At 37.9% G+C, this 18928-nt stretch carries 18 protein-coding genes; 7 read left to right on the top strand and 11 right to left on the bottom strand.

Going from position 1 to position 18928, the window contains the following annotated elements; all coding sequences use genetic code 11:
• Positions 1 to 133 precede the first annotated feature (133 nt).
• Positions 134 to 574, bottom strand: a complete 441-nt coding sequence (locus AsFPU1_RS14565; RefSeq protein ID WP_124975493.1) for a hypothetical protein — start codon at positions 572 to 574, stop codon at positions 134 to 136.
• 330 nt (positions 575 to 904) lie between these two features.
• Positions 905 to 991, bottom strand: a complete 87-nt coding sequence (locus tag AsFPU1_RS14560; protein ID WP_265415811.1) for an element excision factor XisI family protein — start codon at positions 989 to 991, stop codon at positions 905 to 907.
• Positions 992 to 1253: 262 nt separating this feature from the next.
• Here AsFPU1_RS14560 and AsFPU1_RS14555 point away from each other — a divergent pair, with 262 nt between their 5' ends.
• The gene (locus AsFPU1_RS14555) at positions 1254 to 1700 is read left to right on the top strand and encodes a DUF29 domain-containing protein (RefSeq protein ID WP_172957515.1); all 447 of its coding nucleotides are present in this window, start codon (positions 1254 to 1256) and stop codon (positions 1698 to 1700) included.
• Between the two features lie 24 nt (positions 1701 to 1724).
• Here the strand turns inward: AsFPU1_RS14555 and AsFPU1_RS14550 are convergent, their stop codons facing one another.
• The 3 genes from AsFPU1_RS14550 to dapF are packed head-to-tail and all read right to left on the bottom strand — an operon-like array spanning position 1725 to position 3577.
• Positions 1725 to 1916 carry a hypothetical protein gene (locus AsFPU1_RS14550; RefSeq protein ID WP_124975491.1) on the bottom strand — a complete coding sequence of 64 codons (192 nt, stop codon included), beginning with the start codon at positions 1914 to 1916 and terminating at the stop codon, positions 1725 to 1727.
• Positions 1917 to 1964: 48 nt separating this feature from the next.
• Positions 1965 to 2693, bottom strand: a complete 729-nt coding sequence (locus tag AsFPU1_RS14545) for a Uma2 family endonuclease (protein ID WP_124975489.1) — start codon at positions 2691 to 2693, stop codon at positions 1965 to 1967.
• A 47-nt stretch (positions 2694 to 2740) separates the two neighbouring features.
• Positions 2741 to 3577: a diaminopimelate epimerase gene (gene dapF, locus AsFPU1_RS14540; RefSeq protein ID WP_438357518.1), complete on the bottom strand. Its 837-nt coding sequence runs from the start codon at positions 3575 to 3577 to the stop codon at positions 2741 to 2743.
• A gap of 105 nt (positions 3578 to 3682) precedes the next feature.
• Here dapF and AsFPU1_RS14535 point away from each other — a divergent pair, with 105 nt between their 5' ends.
• The 4 genes from AsFPU1_RS14535 to AsFPU1_RS14520 all read left to right on the top strand — a co-directional run bounded on the left by AsFPU1_RS14535 (position 3683) and on the right by AsFPU1_RS14520 (position 5985).
• Entirely contained in the window at positions 3683 to 3895 is a 213-nt protein-coding gene (locus AsFPU1_RS14535) for an Hfq-related RNA-binding protein (protein WP_124975485.1), read from the top strand.
• A gap of 216 nt (positions 3896 to 4111) precedes the next feature.
• Positions 4112 to 4633 (top strand): late competence development ComFB family protein, encoded by a 522-nt coding sequence (locus AsFPU1_RS14530; protein WP_124975483.1) that lies wholly within the window; start codon positions 4112 to 4114, stop codon positions 4631 to 4633.
• A gap of 100 nt (positions 4634 to 4733) precedes the next feature.
• The gene (locus AsFPU1_RS14525) at positions 4734 to 5387 is read left to right on the top strand and encodes a sigma-70 family RNA polymerase sigma factor (protein WP_124975568.1); all 654 of its coding nucleotides are present in this window, start codon (positions 4734 to 4736) and stop codon (positions 5385 to 5387) included.
• A 112-nt stretch (positions 5388 to 5499) separates the two neighbouring features.
• A complete protein-coding gene (locus AsFPU1_RS14520) occupies positions 5500 to 5985 on the top strand; it encodes an anti-sigma factor family protein (RefSeq protein WP_124975481.1) in 486 nt (161 codons plus the stop codon).
• Here AsFPU1_RS14520 and AsFPU1_RS14515 read toward each other — a convergent pair.
• On the bottom strand, positions 5945 to 6376 hold the full coding sequence (locus AsFPU1_RS14515) for a gamma-glutamylcyclotransferase family protein (protein ID WP_124975479.1): 432 nt from the start codon (positions 6374 to 6376) through the stop codon (positions 5945 to 5947). The genes AsFPU1_RS14520 and AsFPU1_RS14515 overlap by 41 nt on opposite strands.
• 180 nt (positions 6377 to 6556) lie before the next feature.
• Complete coding sequence (locus tag AsFPU1_RS14510; protein WP_124975477.1) at positions 6557 to 7243, bottom strand: COP23 domain-containing protein; 687 nt, start codon at positions 7241 to 7243, stop codon at positions 6557 to 6559.
• A gap of 390 nt (positions 7244 to 7633) precedes the next feature.
• Between AsFPU1_RS14510 and AsFPU1_RS14505 the strand changes: the two genes are divergently transcribed.
• On the top strand, positions 7634 to 8275 hold the full coding sequence (locus AsFPU1_RS14505; protein WP_124975475.1) for a DUF2301 domain-containing membrane protein: 642 nt from the start codon (positions 7634 to 7636) through the stop codon (positions 8273 to 8275).
• A gap of 207 nt (positions 8276 to 8482) precedes the next feature.
• On the opposite strand, the gene AsFPU1_RS14500 is transcribed toward AsFPU1_RS14505, so the two are convergent.
• Positions 8483 to 9304 carry an SDR family NAD(P)-dependent oxidoreductase gene (locus tag AsFPU1_RS14500; protein WP_124975473.1) on the bottom strand — a complete coding sequence of 274 codons (822 nt, stop codon included), beginning with the start codon at positions 9302 to 9304 and terminating at the stop codon, positions 8483 to 8485.
• 803 nt (positions 9305 to 10107) lie between these two features.
• On the opposite strand from AsFPU1_RS14500, the gene miaA reads away from it, so the two are divergent.
• Positions 10108 to 11019: a tRNA (adenosine(37)-N6)-dimethylallyltransferase MiaA gene (gene miaA, locus AsFPU1_RS14495; RefSeq protein WP_124975471.1), complete on the top strand. Its 912-nt coding sequence runs from the start codon at positions 10108 to 10110 to the stop codon at positions 11017 to 11019.
• Between the two features lie 6 nt (positions 11020 to 11025).
• Here the strand turns inward: miaA and AsFPU1_RS14490 are convergent, their stop codons facing one another.
• The 3 genes from AsFPU1_RS14490 to AsFPU1_RS14480 all read right to left on the bottom strand — a co-directional run bounded on the left by AsFPU1_RS14490 (position 11026) and on the right by AsFPU1_RS14480 (position 18735).
• On the bottom strand, positions 11026 to 11814 hold the full coding sequence (locus AsFPU1_RS14490) for a Uma2 family endonuclease (protein WP_124975469.1): 789 nt from the start codon (positions 11812 to 11814) through the stop codon (positions 11026 to 11028).
• A 24-nt stretch (positions 11815 to 11838) separates the two neighbouring features.
• Positions 11839 to 13092: a glycosyltransferase gene (locus AsFPU1_RS14485; RefSeq protein ID WP_124975467.1), complete on the bottom strand. Its 1254-nt coding sequence runs from the start codon at positions 13090 to 13092 to the stop codon at positions 11839 to 11841.
• A 147-nt stretch (positions 13093 to 13239) separates the two neighbouring features.
• On the bottom strand, positions 13240 to 18735 hold the full coding sequence (locus tag AsFPU1_RS14480; protein WP_124975465.1) for a beta strand repeat-containing protein: 5496 nt from the start codon (positions 18733 to 18735) through the stop codon (positions 13240 to 13242).
• Positions 18736 to 18928: the final 193 nt, after the last annotated feature.

Raw genomic sequence — 18928 nt, 5'->3', positions numbered from 1 at the left:
CGGGCCTTAAAATTGAGCCGTTTTTACTGCAAAATCATAGCTGCGTCTAACCCACCCTACGAATTATAAGCTTTAGTTATCACCACCCTACACACTCTCCCCTTTCACCAAGAAAACTAAAATAGATTTGCTATCATGCCCATTTTACTTGATGACGTGATAATTTTTGTTGAATCCAATTCATACAATCATTAGCATCAAGAAATAAAGTCGGTGCAGCAATATTTCTCAATTCATTGGGAGGATAATGATCATAAAAACATTTTTGATACTCTTGATGAATAATGATTAAATTATTTTGATAAGTATAACGTTCTTCAAAATAATCATTTTTTTCTAAATCAGATGATTTTTCCTGTTCATTAATATGCTGTTGAGCAATTTTTATCATTTCTTTAAGATTATTAGAACATATTTCTGAAGGATTTATGGCTTTATGTAAATCATTTTTATATCCTTCTTCAGCCAGTAAAGCATAAGAATAAATCATCTGTCCTCCCATTCTTGCTAATAAAAAAGGAATAATTAAATAGCCCTTATAAGAAATAGATGTTTCGTAAAGAAAGCGACTCATATTTATAACAACCTTAGCTTGATTAATGATTAGGAAATAAACAACAATTAGCAGGTTAAATACAGTAATTTAAGCTTATTAAGCCCCTAAAGATAATTTCCCTAGATAAGTCCAACAAAACTTACACAACCCTACTAAAAATTATGTGTTTTGGTAGAGACAATTCACGAATTGTTTCTACAGGCTGGCGCGTAAATTTGATTTTACCTATTCTTAGCATAGCAAAATTTGTTTCCTAAGTTAATAGGTAAGTTCCATAATAAATCATAATGGGGATCAATGGATTCTCAAGAGGAATGGATCTTTTTGCTGATTCTAAAATTTATGTCTTTACCTCATCGCAAACTCTGTGTATTGTTGCAGATGAGGGACATGATAAGCTAAGACAATGTCCTGTTTGGGAACCCCTCCCATCACTAACTGATCAGCGTTTGCTTACGTCACTGTATAAGTAGTCGGACATAAATAAACAATACTATGTTAAGAAATGTAACTAGGTTGTAACCCCTCTCCGGCGCTCCCCTGCTCACTTCACCGTAACGTTTATTTTTGTCCAGTTACTTAGCGGACAACTTCCTGTGTCCATCCTGCAGCACACAATCATAAATATGGGTATTATTATCCTTATTAATGGTTAGGCTATAATTAAATGAATCTCATGCACATAGGGAGAAATATTATGGTTGAGACTTCGATAAAAACGCTTTATGATCAAGATTTTGATCTTTGGGTTCAAGATACTGTAAACAAATTAAACACAAGAAATACAGAAGCTTTAGACTGGGAAAATTTGATTCAAGAGGTTGAAGGGTTGACTCGAAAAGATAGGAGAGAATTAAAACATAGATTAATTACTCTATTTGAACATGCGCTTAAACGTCAATACGTTCCCCTTAAAGATTGTTATCGAGGTTGGGAAGTGACCATGAGAAGAACCCAATCTAAATTAAGAGATATTCTTACAGATTCCCCTAATTTACGCAATTATTTACGAGACATTTATCATGATTGTTATCAAGAAGCATTAGAAAATATGAGAATTGAATATGATACTTTGTTCCCTAATATTTGTCCATTTTCTAGTGAATTAGATGTTTTATTAAATGATAAATTTTGGAAAGATTAATAAATACCTTGCTTCACTGCGGGATTATTTGTCTGTTTTACTCTCCTGTTCTATTTCTGCTTTTAAATCTTCCCAAGAAATTTCTAATTCATTTTTTCTAGCGCGAGAGACAGCAATATCATAAAAATCTTCCCAAAGTTCCCCCCATTCGTTTAAGTCAATTAGAACCGCTTTTTTCTCTCCTTTTTCATCCACAACAAATTGAATTACTTTCACTTTTTTTACCACTTAAAGTTGACTTATTGCTATAAATACTGTAAATATCTATGATAATTCATTGGGATTAATCCCTAAATTTCTAAGTCTTTCTTCTAATATTTTTGCTCTTTCTTGAGCTTCTAATACTTGTTGTTGAGCTTCCAATAGTTGTTGTTGAGTTTCTAATGCTTTTTCTTCTGGGGTTAAATACCGTTTACCTTGTTGATCATACCAATATAACCATTCTCTTAATACCCCTTGATAAACACCTGTTTCTCTCCCTATTCCTAAATTAATTTCAGATAACCAAACGGGTTCCCCTTGCAATAACTCATATTCTTCATTGTTTAATTCATAAACTTCTAAACGGGGTTTACGCTTCCGTAATGGGTTATAAATCACATAATATAAAACTCCCATTTTTGCATAATCTTCTTTCTTTTTAGTATATTCTTGCCGTCGAGTTTGAGAAACCACTTCTAAAACCATTGTAGGGATAACTTGTTCATCCCATAAAACATAGGATAACCGTAAATCTGAATCAATAATGCGGGGAACTCCAATACTTAAAAAACCATCAGGAACAATTACATCCGTTGGTTGTTTAGGATTATAATAGATTCCCATGTTAATCCCAAAATACCAATCTTGTCTTTCTGACCAAAGCATGGCCAGAATTACTTGAAGAATTTGAGGAACTAAAACTTGTAATTGATTATCCACAGGTGTATCATCAGAGTCGGGTAAATCTTCAGCAGATGGTAAACAATGGCGAGGATTATAGTTTAATAGCATCTTCTTTACTTTAATTCACTCAAAAAGATTTCAACAGTAATTGTTGTTTAATATTGACCCGTAAATACTTTTTCAGCAGGCCCTGTCATATAGAGTCGTCCGTCAACAACTGACCATTCAATAGTCAGACAACCTCCAGGCAATTCTACAGTACAATGGCGAGCGCAATTTCCGGTCAAAACACCAGCAACAACAGAAGCACAGGCCCCCGTTCCACAAGCTAAAGTAATACCAGCCCCCCGTTCCCAAACCCGCATTTTAAGATAATCAGGTCGTACTACTTCAATAAATTCTGTATTTGTCCGTTCAGGAAAGACCGGATGATGTTCAAACTTAGGCCCAATACTTTCTAAGTCAATAGCCGCCACATCATCCACAAAGGTGATACAATGAGGATTACCCATACTGACACAAGTAACCGACCAAGATTGTCCCCCCACACTCAAAGGTTGATTAATGACCTTATCTTGAGGGGTTCCTAAAGTAGTAGGAATTTCTTGGGCCATGAGATAAGGGGTTCCCATATCTACTTTAACCTGTCCCTGAGCCTCTATCCGAGGAGAAATGACCCCGGCTAAAGTATGAATGCGGTAGGTCTTACCGATAGATTCCCCGCCCTCTAATTCAGCCAAAAAACGCGCTAAACAGCGAATTCCGTTACCACACATTTGAGGTTCTGAACCATCAGAATTGAAAATCCGCATGGTATAATCAGTATTATCGACTCCAGGTAAGGCAAAAATTACCCCATCTGCCCCAATACCAAAATGGCGATCGCACATTTTAATAGCTTGTTCAGGAGAGACTAAGGGAGTTTGACTCGAACGGTTATCAATCAAAATAAAATCGTTGCCTAGTCCGTGATATTTGGTAACTTCAAGCATAATAATTTAAGATTGGGACACCATAAATAATTATCAATCAACTGAGAAGGATATACAAGAGATGCCCGATAATAAGAATGACCCCAAACCTTGACCCCTCAAATCATGGCTGAATTTGATACAGGACTACCAAGCATCCGCCAAGTTCAACGGTTTATTAAGGATAAAACAAAGGTTAACATTAAGTTAACCACACAGGAACTATTAACGGGAACTATTCTGTGGCAAGATGTCCAATGTTTATGTTTATCCGATGAAGCTAATCAGACTATTTTAGTTTGGCGACAAGCATTAGTTTATCTTAAACCCAATACCTGAAATGTTTGTCGTTAAAACTAGCCCCTACAATTCATTACTTATTACTTATACAATAAGCCTTTTGACACTCCATCGCTTGCTTGTCTTTTAACTGAGTGTCCCACCACGGGGAGTTTCACCCGCCATTTAAGGTCAATGTGGCTGCCTTAATTGTAAACCCAAAGTCACGAAATATAAAGCCGTCGTTCTACGACGGGGTTTCTACCCAAATTTCTGATGAGTATTCAAAATATTGTCGAACGGGCCTTAAAAGAGGGCTATCTGACCCCAACAATGGAAACCGAGATAGGCAGACTTTGTGAGTCAGTCTCAGAACTATCTCTAGAGGAGTATATGGGGTTAGATCGACTGATGACAGCTTTATTGAATGGGGAAGTAGTCGCCATGCCACGCAAACAATTTATTAATGTCATGGAAGAATTAGTCTTAAGCGAAGCTATCAGTTCTATCAAAGAAATTGCCGCACAACAGCAAGGCGAATTAGATGTAGGTGATATTGCCGCTTATGCCCTCAATCGCTTGCCTCCCCTTTATGCTACTACAGAAGAAGGGGCTGACTATCAACGTCAACGAGCAAAAGAAGATCTTCAGACCTTGATTACTAAACAGGTAAAAGAAGGGATTCAACGTTATATTGATCGTCCTACAGTTCCCGGTAGAAATCCCCTAGAACAGACTCAACGTCAGGATATTTTTGAGAAAATGACTAATTTACTCAAATCTTTAGCTCTTGATTAAAGCGAACCCAGTAGTAAAACAAGTAAAACTGGGAACTTTATGTTTGGCTTATGGGTCTTCCTCTGTTAATGTGAGGAGTAATTACGAATCCGGTAAGCTCATGAGTCAAGCAATTTCTGCATCCTGGTTAACAGCCGAAGGGAAACAATCTCAGTCTAAGCTGTCCCCCGAAAAACTCTCAAATTACGATCTGATTTTACGCTGTCAGGAAGGCTTTAATCCTGATCGGGTAGCATTCGCTGAACTATTAAACCGCTACCAGTCTCATGTAGACAGAATTTTGTATCATCTAGCCCCCGATTGGCAAGATAGGGCCGATTTGGCACAAGAAGTTTGGATTCGGGTTTACCGTAATATCAAGCGTCTCAACGAACCTATGAAGTTTCGTGGCTGGTTGAGTCGTATTGCCACTAACTTGTTTTATGATGAATTGCGTAAGCGCAAGCGGGTTAGTCATCCAGTTTCCCTCGACGCGCCTCGTCGTGTTGATGATGGGGAAATTGAATGGGATATTGTCTCAGATTATCCCAGTCCTAATGATAATTTGGCCACCCGCGAATTTTATGATCGGTTGAGATTAGCGATCGCTGATTTGCCTGAAGCTTTTCGTACTACTATAGTATTACGAGAAATTGACGGTCTAGCCTACGAAGAAATCGCTGAAATGACAGGGGTTTCTTTAGGAACAGTTAAGTCCCGTATTGCCAGAGCTAGAGCTAAGTTACAGTCAGTGCTGCAACCCTATCTAGACTAAGTTATCTATCTCAACTTTGACGATCAGTGAGGAGTGTCAAGACATTGCTATTAATAGCATCCGTCTCCGCAACCAACCCTATTGGTTTAGCTTCTGGGAGAGGTCAATCAAGATGTCTAATTATGAATCAGACAATGGGCCCTCATTTGATGAGGCCACAGATATGAATAATCAGTTCGAGCGTTTTGAGTTGTTAAGTGCCTATATGGATGGGGAAGTAACAGCCGCAGAACGCCAGCAAGTCCAGCAATTGCTTGACACTGATCCTCAGTTTCACCAATTATACACTCAACTTTTACGACTACAACGAGAAATCCCGACGGTTCCAGTTCCTACAAGTTCCCCAGAGACACAACCGTTGTCTGATCTGGTTTTTGCGTCAATAGATCGTCAGCACCGAGTCCGACGCTTGACTCTAGTAGGGGGTTTTGCTCTAGCTGCGTTAGTGGTAGGACTTGTTTCTAATCTTTGGTGGCGGGATAATTCTCTTATCCCTTATCACGCACAAAACTCTCCTCTCCCTACTGATGTAGAAGTTGATTCCTTAACCATCGCCCTTAATCGTCCCATGGTTGAGATTCCACCTGATGCTCAGTAGTTTGAGTCCACCATCCTGATTCAATCAACTTACCCTGCCATTTTTCGACGTTAGTCGAACTCATCACATAACTCCAAGCTTTCCCTAAATCTTGTCCATTTGGAGCATACACTTGTAGTCTTTGTCTGAGGTAACTGTTCTCTTGTGGCGATCGCCAAGGAGAATAATTTTCGAGTTGATCCAATTTATCTAAAATTGTCTCATCAGCCAAGGTGAGTAGATATCCTTTGACTATGTCTTGCCCTGTGGTCATGGCCGGATAACCTAAACTAAGGTGGTAAAGAATTCCAGGAGTGTAAGCTCTGAGTGACTCTATCACCCGTTTATCCAGATAAACCGGATAGTTACGCTCTCCAGGTTTTAGGGTTCCGTAGACAAAGATTCTTAACACTTTTCTTACTTCTTAGCCTGCTCGATATTATACCATATTTTTGAGTTAATGGTTTAACTTTAATATTTATTTAACAAAAAAAATAGACAGAAAAATAGAGAGTAGGAGCAAAAACCCACCCTCTAGGGGATCAAAAGGGAAAGAATAAGAGATGTTGAAGCATTCTTTCCGATATTTGGCTTATTCCACAACAGGGGCTAAAGTAGCAGGATCTCCACTACCACCAACACTTCCAGCAATACCAGTACGGAACTGGGTAAGAACTTTGGGAGCCTTAGCAGCAGTAGCGTTGTCGGGTTTCAAGGTAAAGATCACATTACTAGAAGAAGCCTTCATAGGATCATGAGAGATAAAGATAACTTTTTCTGCATTAACACGTCCAACGAGACTAGCTTCACCGATTTTAGCCACATTTGTGGGATTGGTTAAGCCAAAGGCGTAGGCGAGATTGGTTAAACGCGCGCTGACAGTACCGCAACGGCTAGCAGGGGTGTACTCTCCTTTAGGATTATTAGAAGGTAGGGTAGCTGTCCAGTTAATCATAGACTCTCCAGACAAACCATTCTCAGAGGAAAGATCTTCTGTTTTATAGACAGGATAATGATCGGGATCAACGGTTTCTTTAACCACTTTTTCCACTGTCATATAAGTTCCATCCCCTTTCGATTCACAGGCAAAAACTACCTTAATTTGTTCGTGGGGGGTGATTGCTTGGCTGCTTGCCCAATCAACAGTGGAAGGAAATCCTTCCGTAATCATGTTGTATTGGGGATATTTGGAATCAGCTTTCGCGCCAGAAACTAAACCTAATACACCAACAGCTACTAAAGCACTTGTTGCAATAACTTTAACTGAATTGTTAACCATTTTGACCTCCAAGAGTGTAAGGAGCAGCGATAATAGCTACTGCTATGTTTTTTGACTGTCCAGAAACTAAATGTTCTGGGTTATTTAACTTCCTCACTCCACACTATATTACGGTCGCTAATTGCTTCTCTCTACCTAGCGCCTTACTTACTAACATAATTATTCTAGCTTTTTTATTTTGTTCAAAACTTACAGTTATAACATTATTTTACAATTGGGGTCAGAATGGAGAATATTTTGCACCCCATTATTAGAAATAAACATAATTGTATCTTAAAATAAAAGAAATATTTAAAAAATTAATATTGAGTTTATCATTAAACTTAACAATAGGTAATATTACGGAAAAAAGCGATAGGATTTAAACGTTAAGTTAGAAAAGAGGTAACTATGACAACAACAGAGACTCGACCACAAATTTATCAAGGACAATTCGGACAATTTGAGATTAATGAGGAGGATCGGCAAGGAGTTATCGTCTATCGAGGAGGATTAGTCTTAGCTGCTTTAAGTTTTACCTTAAGTAGCCTCTTAATTCTATTAATAGAATCTAAAGAAATTATTCTCCCTTTACTGACCCCATTATTTGCCCTATTTGCGGTAGGGTTAGGAATTAGTTTACTGACCATTCACATATACTTCATTCCTCTGCATCGAGTCTTAAAAGTCTTTTGGTTGATTGGGGTGATTTCTGCTATCGTATTGGCTAGTCAAAGTCAAGATCCTTTAGCTTTATTTGTCTATAATCAACCCTTAACATTATTAGGGATTGGCTTTATTTTTGCGGCTTTAACGGGAATTTATTTTAAAGAAGCTTTTTGTTTTAATCGTCTAGAAACCAAGTTTCTCACCCCCTTAGTGCCGTTTCTGTTGCTAGGGCATTTAATGGGGATGTTACCCGTTATGGCGGAGCAAATTTTATTAGCTGCTTGGACAGTTTTGTTTATGATCTTTGCTGTACGGAAAGTCATTCAACCCATTCCTCCCGATATTGGGGATAAATCGGTATTTGCTTATCTGAAGCAAAAATAAAGTAGGGGCAAAACATTGTGTTTACCTGATTAGATAAAACCTGTAGGATGGGTTAGCGCAGCGTAACCCATCACCAGCAGATGATAAATGATGGGTTACGGCACGCGGGTTCCCTAAATTTCGGTTATGTGCTTTAAATAGCCGTGCCTAACCCATCCTACAATCTCATAGACCTGAGTTCGGTGTTAGGAGTTAGGAGTTAAGGGTTTAAATGCGAGAAGTTGCCTCAAATTGAGTTAAGGTCAGCGATCGCTCTTTAGGAGATAAAGGGGCCGCCATCAGAGAGATTTTTTCCATTAACCAAGGGACTAAACGTTGGCACCAGGCAGCTAAATGACTTTGCCATCCGATTAAAATCTCCGAGGTATTTTGTTCTAGTCCCTTAACTAAACCTTGGGCGACGGTTTGGGGAGACACAGGTTTCATAAAGCGAAACCAGTCTAAACCTTTAACCATATCCGTATCGGTGAGGGAAGGAAGCAAGGCCACCACTCGAATGTTATAGGGGGCCAGTTCTCCCCGTAAAGCTTGGCTAAAACCCAAGAGAGCGAATTTAGTGGCCGAATAAGTGGCCATAGTTGGGGCTGCAATTTTTCCCATCAAACTAGAGACATTGACAATGGTTCCTTCTTTATGAACTGCCATACGTCGGGCCAATAAACGGGTGATAGTGTAAGTACCCATTAAATTGAGGGAGAGTTCATCTTGAATTTGGGAGAGTTTGGCCGATAAGAAGGGAGTTTGAGAAGCGACACCCGCACAGTTAACCAGAAGCTGAATGGGCCCGTGTTTTTGCCAAGCTTGGGCGATCGCTTGATTAACAGCTACAGATTGAGTGAGATCTAAAGGAAGAATCACCACGTCTACGCCCATGAGTTCGATGTCTGCGGCCACTTGAGCTAATTTTCTAGCATCACGAGCTACTAATAAGAGACGTTTTACGCCTGTTTTGGCTAATTCTAGGGCAATGGCCCGTCCAATGCCACGAGAAGCTCCTGTTACCAGAGCGGTTTTTCCTTCTAGTTTCACGTTCAAAACCTCCTCCAGTCAAGATCTAACGGTGATCAAGGACACGAAAGCTGTCTCAAGATCAGTGCAAGATTTATCGACTGAATTAATTAGTTAAGTAAAAAATTGACTAAATTCTATTGTTGTAAGATGCCTTAGATACCATCGGGTGTTCTAACGTTACTAGCTGGCGAACTTGTATTTTACTTTTCTCCCTCATTAAAGAAAGCGGCTAGTTGGGTGTTAGAGATGATGATTATCTACAGACTTTGGCAATCAGCTAATGATTAGTGTGGGCTGACCAGGGACTTGATAATGACAGGTGCAGAGCATAGATAATAGGTCTCCTTAATACGAAGGTTGACTGCCTACCTCAATCACACTTTAACACTTAAAGCAACAATTCGCAACACTTCTTTATTTTTTGTCTGGGATTGAGGGGTCTAACCCTTGTGTGATCTATGTTTTTGCAATTTTGTAAATCAACCATTTTTTCCTTTAGCCTGCATTATTCATGAGAGAATTGAAAAAAAGCTTGAAAGCCTTATGCAGTCTGAAAAATAGCTATTTGATTCCTACAGAAGATGGGGCCGTTTTAGAGAATAAAAGACAACTTAGTTATTAAGTAGGTAGACAAAATTAATTACACAAAATTTGTAGGGGCGGGTTTTTGTAGGGGCGGGTTTTTTGCATAAATCAATGATTCTCACAAAAAAGTTAAATAAACCCGCCCCCTATTACTAGATGATAGCATAATCTACGGGGTGTCAGAATACCTCATCTGGTTAATAATACAGTAGTTAATAAACATTGAAATCAGGTCAGTGAAAACATCTTTAATTGTTATTTGTGGTGCTACAGCAACAGGTAAATCAGGTTTAGCGTTAGAATTAGCTCAACGTCTCAATACCATGATTATTAGTGCAGACTCTCGTCAAGTCTATAGAGAATTTGATATTGGAACCGCAAAACCTAGCTTAACTGAACAACAATTAGTTCCTCATTATTTAATTAATATTTGTGACCCAATAGAGACATTAACCTTAGCTCAATATCAAGAAAAAGCTCAATTTTTAATAAATGAATTAACTATTACTCCTCTATTAGTAGGAGGAACAGGATTATATATTAAGTCTATTGTTAAGGGATTAAAAATCCCCAGAGTTGCTCCTCAACCTGAATTAAAACAACAATTACAAGGGTTGGGACAAAGACAATGCTATGACATTTTATCTCAAATAGATGTTATTGCTACTAATAAAATTCATCCTAATGATGAAGTAAGAACCCTTCGTGCTTTAGAAGTTTTTTATGTAACAGGTATTCCCATTTCTCAACAACAAGGAGAAAATCCTCCCCCCTATCCTATCCTACAAATTGGTTTAGATTGTTCTGCTGAAGATTTAGAAAAAAGAATTGAACAAAGAACAGAAAAAATGATAGAAATGGGATTAGTTAAAGAAGTCGAAAACATCATTAATAAATATGGATGGAAGTTACCATTATTAGATACATTAGGTTATAGCGAAATTAAACTTTACTTAAGAGATAAAACATCTTTAGAACAAGCTAAAAAAGAAATTATTTTACATACCCGTCAGTTTGCGAAACGTCAGCGTACTTGGTTTCGTGGTGATACAGACATTGAATGGTTTGATGCTAAATCTCTAAATTTGGTAGAACAAATATGGCAAAGAATTCAAGAATTTTTTGCCTATTACAAACATCTAGACTAGGAACTGCTATACTGTTTCAGTATCAATTCCCAAATCTCTTAATTTTTGTGCTAACTGTTCAAGTTTTAATTCAGCTTGTTCAGCGCGTTGTCTTTCAGATTCAGCGCGTTGTCTTTCAGATTCAGTACGTTGTCTTTCTTGTTCTAATAATTCACTTCCCCATAATAATAAATTGCGTGATTGATCCCACCACCGTAACCAAGAAGTAGTCATTTCGGCTTTTTTCCCTAACCATATTCCTAAAAATAAGCCAATTTCTTCGAGCCAATATTGATTATTTTCATCAGCTAATAGTTGTTCATATTTACCAGAAACTAAACGATATACATCTAATTCTGCTGTTTTAGGATGAAAAATTGCATAAATAGGTACTTGTAAAATTTTCTCGTAAAAGTACCATTTACCATAGGGATAATGAGGGTTAATAGAGTATTCACCCCCTTCTGTTTCTGAGACAAATTCGATAATAATAGAAGGAATATCTCCTTCTAGATGAGGAGTGTAACTACGTCGAATTTCTCCAACAGGTAGAGACTGTACTGATGGCACATAAACCCAATCGGGTGCTTTAACAATAGTTTTATCCCCTACAGTGGCACATAAGCCAAAATTAGAGGCAATTAACATTGATTCTACAATTAAACCTGCTAACTCTAGAGATTCTCGTAAAGCAGATGCTAGAAGGGGCTGAAGATTACTTTCCACAGGTTCATCAGGTAAATTAAAATCATCGGGCAATTTTTCCCAAGTAATAGGAGGTAAAGAGTTTAATTGAGGGCGTTGTAATGTTGTCATGGTAAAGTTATTAGATATACTTCATTATTTATCAACTTCTGTAACTCGCCAACTTAACTTGGTATTTAACCAGAAATTCCAAAACGTCACAATAACAATAGCAATTAATTTAGACAAAATATCACTAGCTAGTAAGTTTCTTAATAATACGCTAGTAGTTAAGTCACCCATAATTGCGTCTAACTGTAACCATTGGAAAATGGCAAAGAAAATATTAACCAATAAGGTCTGTAAAATTACGCCAGCCAAACAAATTAAATTAAACTTAATCAATCTTTTTATCCGTTGACGTTTCCCTGGTTGTTGACGGGAAATATCCCGAAATGTCCATAAATCATTCCAGAAGAAATTATTAATAATTGCCACTTCTGCGGAAATAATGGTACTGCGGGTCAAGCCTAATTCTAATCCCTTGCGAAGAAAAGAAAAGATTGCTATATCCACAAAAAGCCCACTAAACCCCACTAAACAAAACTGAATAAACCGGGCAGACAAGGATAAACGTAATCGTAAAAGATGGTGAAGATATTCAATATATTGTTTCCAAGTGACCTTACTTTCTCCTGCTTGACGTTCTCGAAAAACATAACCTGCTTCAGCTAACCAACGAATTTTACCTCGTGCTGTAACTTCAATCAGAATTTTATAACCGACTGGACTTAAATTTTTACCAGCGATCGCATTTCGACGTACCATAAAATAACCACTCATGGGGTCAGACAGACGGCCAATAACTTCAGGAAGAATCATTAAACCTAAAACCTGGGCCCCACGAGAGAGGAAGCGACGGATAATACTCCATTCACTGACCCCACCCCCTTCAACGTGACGACTAGCAACGGCTAAATCAGCCCCTTTTTCCATTTCTTGAAGCAATTGTTGTAAGACTTCTGGGGGATGTTGTAAATCCGCATCAATAACCCCTAAAATTTCCCCTTGGGCCACTTGCCAACCCCGAATCACAGCAGTGGAGAGTCCTTTTTCTTCTACTCGACGCATGACCCGCAATTGAGGATAATCAGGAGTTAATTCTAGGGCCAATTTCCAAGTTTGATCGGGACTATTATCATCAACTACAATCAACTCATAATCTCCGACCATATACCCATCAAGTAACTCACTCAAAATTCCGACAATATCTTTAATATTTCCCGCTTCGTTATAAGTAGGTAAAATCAAAGAAAATTTAGGGATACGGCCCTTCACTATTTTTGGAGTATGAGGTGTATCAGAAATTTGTAAAGAACCAGTGGGAACCGAAACAAGAGATTGATTCATCAGCCGTTAACAACTTGAGATTATGGTGCGAGGAGAAAGGGTATCTAGTCAAGCTTATCGTAAAATTACCATACATATAGCAATCCTAAATCAGTTGCAAGATTCCCTAACCCTAACTCCTAACCCCTATTTTGAGGTTGTTGATCATTATTGACCACTACTCTTAAGCACATCCATCAGAGCATCATATTTAGGAGAACTAGTCTGATTAAGATTCTCTAAAGTCCCCCAACTTCCATACTTACTGGGTGTTCCCACATCATTAAAGTTCATGAATAAGCCACCTCCCTGCTGATACCAATAAGTAAGGTATTGTTTGTATAGTTCGCCCATACGAGGATCACGATTAGCTTGTATAAAGAGATCAGTAAGAGCTTGGCGGTTTTGTACTTCCTCATCTGCTACTAAATGTTGACCCCCTTCATAAGCTAGTAGCTGTAAATTTTCTTTTTGTGCTAGTGCTGCGTATTTATCAATGTTGTTATAGGCTCGTTTTATAGCACCACCTACAGGCCCATTATTTAATACTCCTCCTTGAGTTAATTCATCAAATAGTTGATCAACGTTCCAAGTCTGTACCTGAGTTTCATTTTCAGCTTTGCCAATATAACCCCCAAAATAAGGAGCAATAGCGATCGCATCAATTCCGTAATCTGCATGAGATTTATTTTCATCAGACCAAGAAGCATAATTGAGTGCGCTGGTTGCTGTCCCAATATTTGCCGCTTGAGCCGCCATCACCCCAATGACTTGCTCTTTTTTTCCAGTTTGATCAAATACTTGATCCCAAATTCGGGTAATCTCAGTGGTTCGTTTCCCAAACCAATTCATCGCATTACCATGAAAGTTAGGATCATTTTCGGCTTGTTGGATTACCCAGCCGAGTTGAGTAAAGTTACCATTCCAGACTTCATTAGAATACTCGACATAAACTTTTCGTTCTGGTTCGAGGTTATCTCTGACATACGTTGCAAAATTTCTTACATACTCATCGGTCGCCTGAATAGGCATATTAAACCAAGGATCAACATCAAGGGTGTTTGCCAGTTGTACCATAATTTCTACGGGTGCGCCCTTAGTTGTCCAAGTTGAATCATCCGGGGTTGGTCGATCACTCCATTCACCTTGTGATGAATTATTAGTTTCCATCCAATCCATAAAACGAACTGCACCGAAAGGTTGGGTTTTTTGCAGAAAATCAGGGTTAAATATCTGTGTTTGATAAGTTGATTGATAAGCTTCAGGAACTACCTGAATATTGCGAATATAATTTCCTGTGTGATTAGGGTCTGTTGCAATAATACTTAATGAAATACCTTCATTAGGGTCTACATTAATCACATCTCGGCCCGCAATAGAGGCATCTCGATCAATTTTCGCACCCAATCCATATTGAATTTCACCTTCGCCTTCATACAATACAACGTATCTTCCCCCTGATGAATAGTTCGTCGGATTGAACAAGGTACAAACAGAGGTATATTTGGGTGCATCTTCGAGTGCAGGTAAGGATCTAACCCAACCGTTTTGATCTAAATCTAACAGGTTAGATTCTTCAGTATTAAAAATACCGGTAAATTGAGTAATCCAGCCACGAGAAGATTTAAAGCTATCAACAAAAGGGAGTTGAGTTGACCAAGAACTAATACCTGCAAGGTTTGTTCCTAGTGCAACAGGATGGGCGACGTTAACTGTAACTGTCGCTTTACTCAATACGCCTTGATCATTTTGTATGGTGTAGTCAAAGCTTGTAACACCAGAAAAATCTGTTTTTGGGGTAAATAGTATATTTCCTTGACTATCAAGAGAGACATTTCCATAAGTGGCTTGATCAACTCCTTTGATGTAAAGATTTCCACCATTGGGATTTGTATCATTAGCCAATACATCTTTTGCTAGGATAGTTAGGGTTTTGTTCTGTTGAGTAAGGAACTTATCATCATAAGCTTGGGGAGGCGTTCTAGGATTTTTGGGGAGAGAACCTACCATAACATTATCAATAGCTTGAAACTCAGTTTCATCAACGCCATTGGTCGAAAAGCGAAGGGCAATGTATTGATATCCACTGCCAAAATTTATACTATCCCAAGTGAATGTTTTCCAATCAAACTGAGTATTCGCAATATTATTAGTATCAAGTAAACTTACAACCTTAATCGGAGAAGCATCTTGACTCACAGGAGCATTGGTATTCCCACTACTCATCTTGAATTCACCATCAACCCCATAGACTTGTAGCCGTAGGGTATTACCTGAACCCCAATTAGTGGCATCAAAACTAATGGGTTGTAATCCTTTGGTAACTTGATTAGTTTTGATTACTTCAATTAAACCCAATGTACCAGAATTATCAGTTTTAACCCACTGATTTGTTGCATCAAAATTCCATTGACTATCAGAAGCATTCGTGAACCAACCTTTATCAGCATCTTTGGAATAGATAATTGATGAATTAGTGTTAAAAATATTGACACCATTAGCTGTCGTAAATGTCCCATTATCTATGATATTATCAATTTTTACGGTAACAATCCCTTGACTAACACCTTGATTTCCATCACTAATAGTATAAGTAAAACTCGCTACCCCTGAAAAATTAGCATTAGGGGTAAAAACTACATCTCCCTTACTATTAAGAGCGACGGTTCCATTGACCCCATTATTGACACCAGTAAGGGTTAATGGATTGCCATCAAGATCTTCATCATTGCCTAATAAATCAGAGGCTAGAATGGTAATTGGGGTGTTTTTTTGAGTAATCTGATTATCATTAACTGCCAAGGGAGGATTATTAACTTTTACGGTAACAGTCCCTTTACTAACACCTTGATTTCCATCACTAACATTATAAGTAAAACTAGCTGCTCCTGCAAAATTGGCCTTAGGGGTAAAAACTACATCTCCCTTACTATTAAGAGCGACGGTTCCATTGACCCCATTATTGACACCAGTAAGGGTTAATGGATTGCCATCAGCATCTTTATCATTGCCTAATAAATCAGAGGCTAGAATGGTAATTGGGGTGTTTTTTTGAGTAATCTGATTATCATTAACTGCCAAGGGAGGATTATTAACTTTTACGGTAACAATCCCTTGACTAACACCTTGATTTCCATCACTAATAGTATAAGTAAAACTAGCTGCTCCTGCAAAATTATCATTAGGAGTAAAAACTACATTTCCCTTACTATTAAGAGCGACGGTTCCATTGACCCCATTATTGACACCAGTAAGGGTTAATGGATTGCCATCAAGATCTTCATCATTGCCTAATAAATCAGAGGCTAGAATGGTAATTGGGGTGTTTTTTTGAGTAATCTGATTATCATTAACTGCCAAGGGAGGATTATTAACTTTTACGGTAACAATCCCTCGACTAACACCTTGATTTCCATCACTAACATTATAAGTAAAACTAGCTGCTCCTGCAAAATTATCATTAGGAGTAAAAACTACATTTCCCTTACTATTAAGAGCGACGGTTCCATTGACCCCATTATTGACACCAGTAAGGGTTAATGGATTGCCATCAGCATCTTTATCATTGCCTAATAAATCAGAGGCTAGAATGGTAATTGGGGTGTTTTTTTGAGTAATCTGATTATCATTAACTGCCAAGGGAGGATTATTAACTTTTACGGTAACAATCCCTCGACTAACACCTTGATTTCCATCACTAACATTATAAGTAAAACTAGCTGCTCCTGCAAAATTGGCCTTAGGGGTAAAAACTACATCTCCCTTACTATTAAGAGCGACGGTTCCATTGACCCCATTATTGACACCAGTAAGGGTTAATGGATTGCCATCAGCATCTTTATCATTGCCTAATAAATCAGAGGCTAGAATGGTAATTGGGGTGTTTTTTTGAGTAATCTGATTATCATTAACTGCCAAGGGAGGATTATTAACTTTTACGGTAACAATCCCTTGACTAACACCTTGATTTCCATCACTAATAGTATAAGTAAAACTAGCTGCTCCTGCAAAATTATCATTAGGAGTAAAAACTACATTTCCCTTACTATTAAGAGCGACGGTTCCATTGACCCCATTATTGACACCAGTAAGGGTTAATGGATTGCCATCAAGATCTTCATCATTGCCTAATAAATCAGAGGCTAGAATGGTAATTGGGGTGTTTTTTTGAGTAATCTGATTATCATTAACTGCCAAGGGAGGATTATTAACTTTTACGGTAACAATCCCTCGACTAACACCTTGATTTCCATCACTAATAGTATAAGTAAAACTAGCTGCTCCTGCAAAATTATCATTAGGAGTAAAAACTACATTTCCCTTACTATTAAGAGCGACGGTTCCATTGACCCCATTATTGACACCAGTAAGGGTTAATGGATTGCCATCAGCATCTTTATCATTGCCTAATAAATCAGAGGCTAGAATGGTAATTGGGGTGTTTTTTTGAGTAATCTGATTATCATTAACTGCCAAGGGAGGATTATTAACTTTTACGGTAACAGTCCCTTTACTAACACCTTGATTTCCATCACTAACATTATAAGTAAAACTAGCTGCTCCTGCAAAATTGGCCTTAGGGGTAAAAACTACATCTCCCTTACTATTAAGAGCGACGGTTCCATTGACCCCATTATTGACACCAGTAAGGGTTAATGGATTGCCATCAAGATCTTCATCATTGCCTAATAAATCAGAGGCTAGAATGGTAATTGGGGTGTTTTTTTGAGTAATCTGATTATCATTAACTGCCAAGGGAGGATTATTAACTTTTACGGTAACAATCCCTTGACTAACACCTTGATTTCCATCACTAATAGTATAAGTAAAACTAGCTGCTCCTGCAAAATTATCATTAGGAGTAAAAACTACATTTCCCTTACTATTAAGAGCGACGGTTCCATTGACCCCATTATTGACACCAGTAAGGGTTAATGGATTGCCATCAGCATCTTTATCATTGCCTAATAAATCAGAGGCTAGAATGGTAATTGGGGTGTTTTTTTGAGTAATCTGATTATCATTAACTGCCAAGGGAGGATTATTAACTTTTACGGTAACAGTCCCTTTACTAACACCTTGATTTCCATCACTAACATTATAAGTAAAACTAGCTGCTCCTGCAAAATTAGCCTTAGGGGTAAAAACTACATTTCCCTTACTATTAAGAGCGACGGTTCCATTGACCCCATTATTGACACCAGTAAGGGTTAATGGATTGCCATCAAGATCTTTATCATTGCCTAATAAATCAGAGGCTAGAATGGTAATTGGGGTGTTTTTTTGAGTAATCTGATTATCATTAACTGCCAAGGGAGGATTATTAACTTTTACGGTAACAATCCCTCGACTAACACCTTGATTTCCATCACTAACATTATAAGTAAAACTAGCTGCTCCTGCAAAATTAGCCTTAGGGGTAAAAACTACATTTCCCTTACTATTAAGAGCGACGGTTCCATTGACCCCATTATTGACACCAGTAAGGGTTAATGGATTGCCATCAAGATCTTTATCATTGCCTAATAAATCAGAGGCTAGAATGGTAATTGGGGTGTTTTTTTGAGTAATCTGATTATCATTAACTGCCAAGGGAGGATTATTAACTTTTACGGTAACAGTCCCTCGACTAACCGCTTTATTAAAATCATTTATTTCCGTCATATTTTAACACCTTTATATATTGATTGATAGACTTAAATTACCCAAAATGTTTAGGTAAAATATAATAGTATACACCTAATTTTTAGAACAACAATTAGATTAACTTGATCCGTAATACGGAAAAAATTGCAGTTTAGATATATTAATCTATACTGAGTTTCTTCAAATTACCGTTAAATTGTTAAGATCTTGT

This window comes from Aphanothece sacrum FPU1 (assembly GCF_003864295.1).
Lineage (GTDB): Bacteria > Cyanobacteriota > Cyanobacteriia > Cyanobacteriales > Microcystaceae > Aphanothece_B > Aphanothece_B sacrum.
The sequence above is the reverse complement of the archived record's forward strand: the minus strand, read 5'-3'. Positions and strand labels throughout refer to the sequence as shown.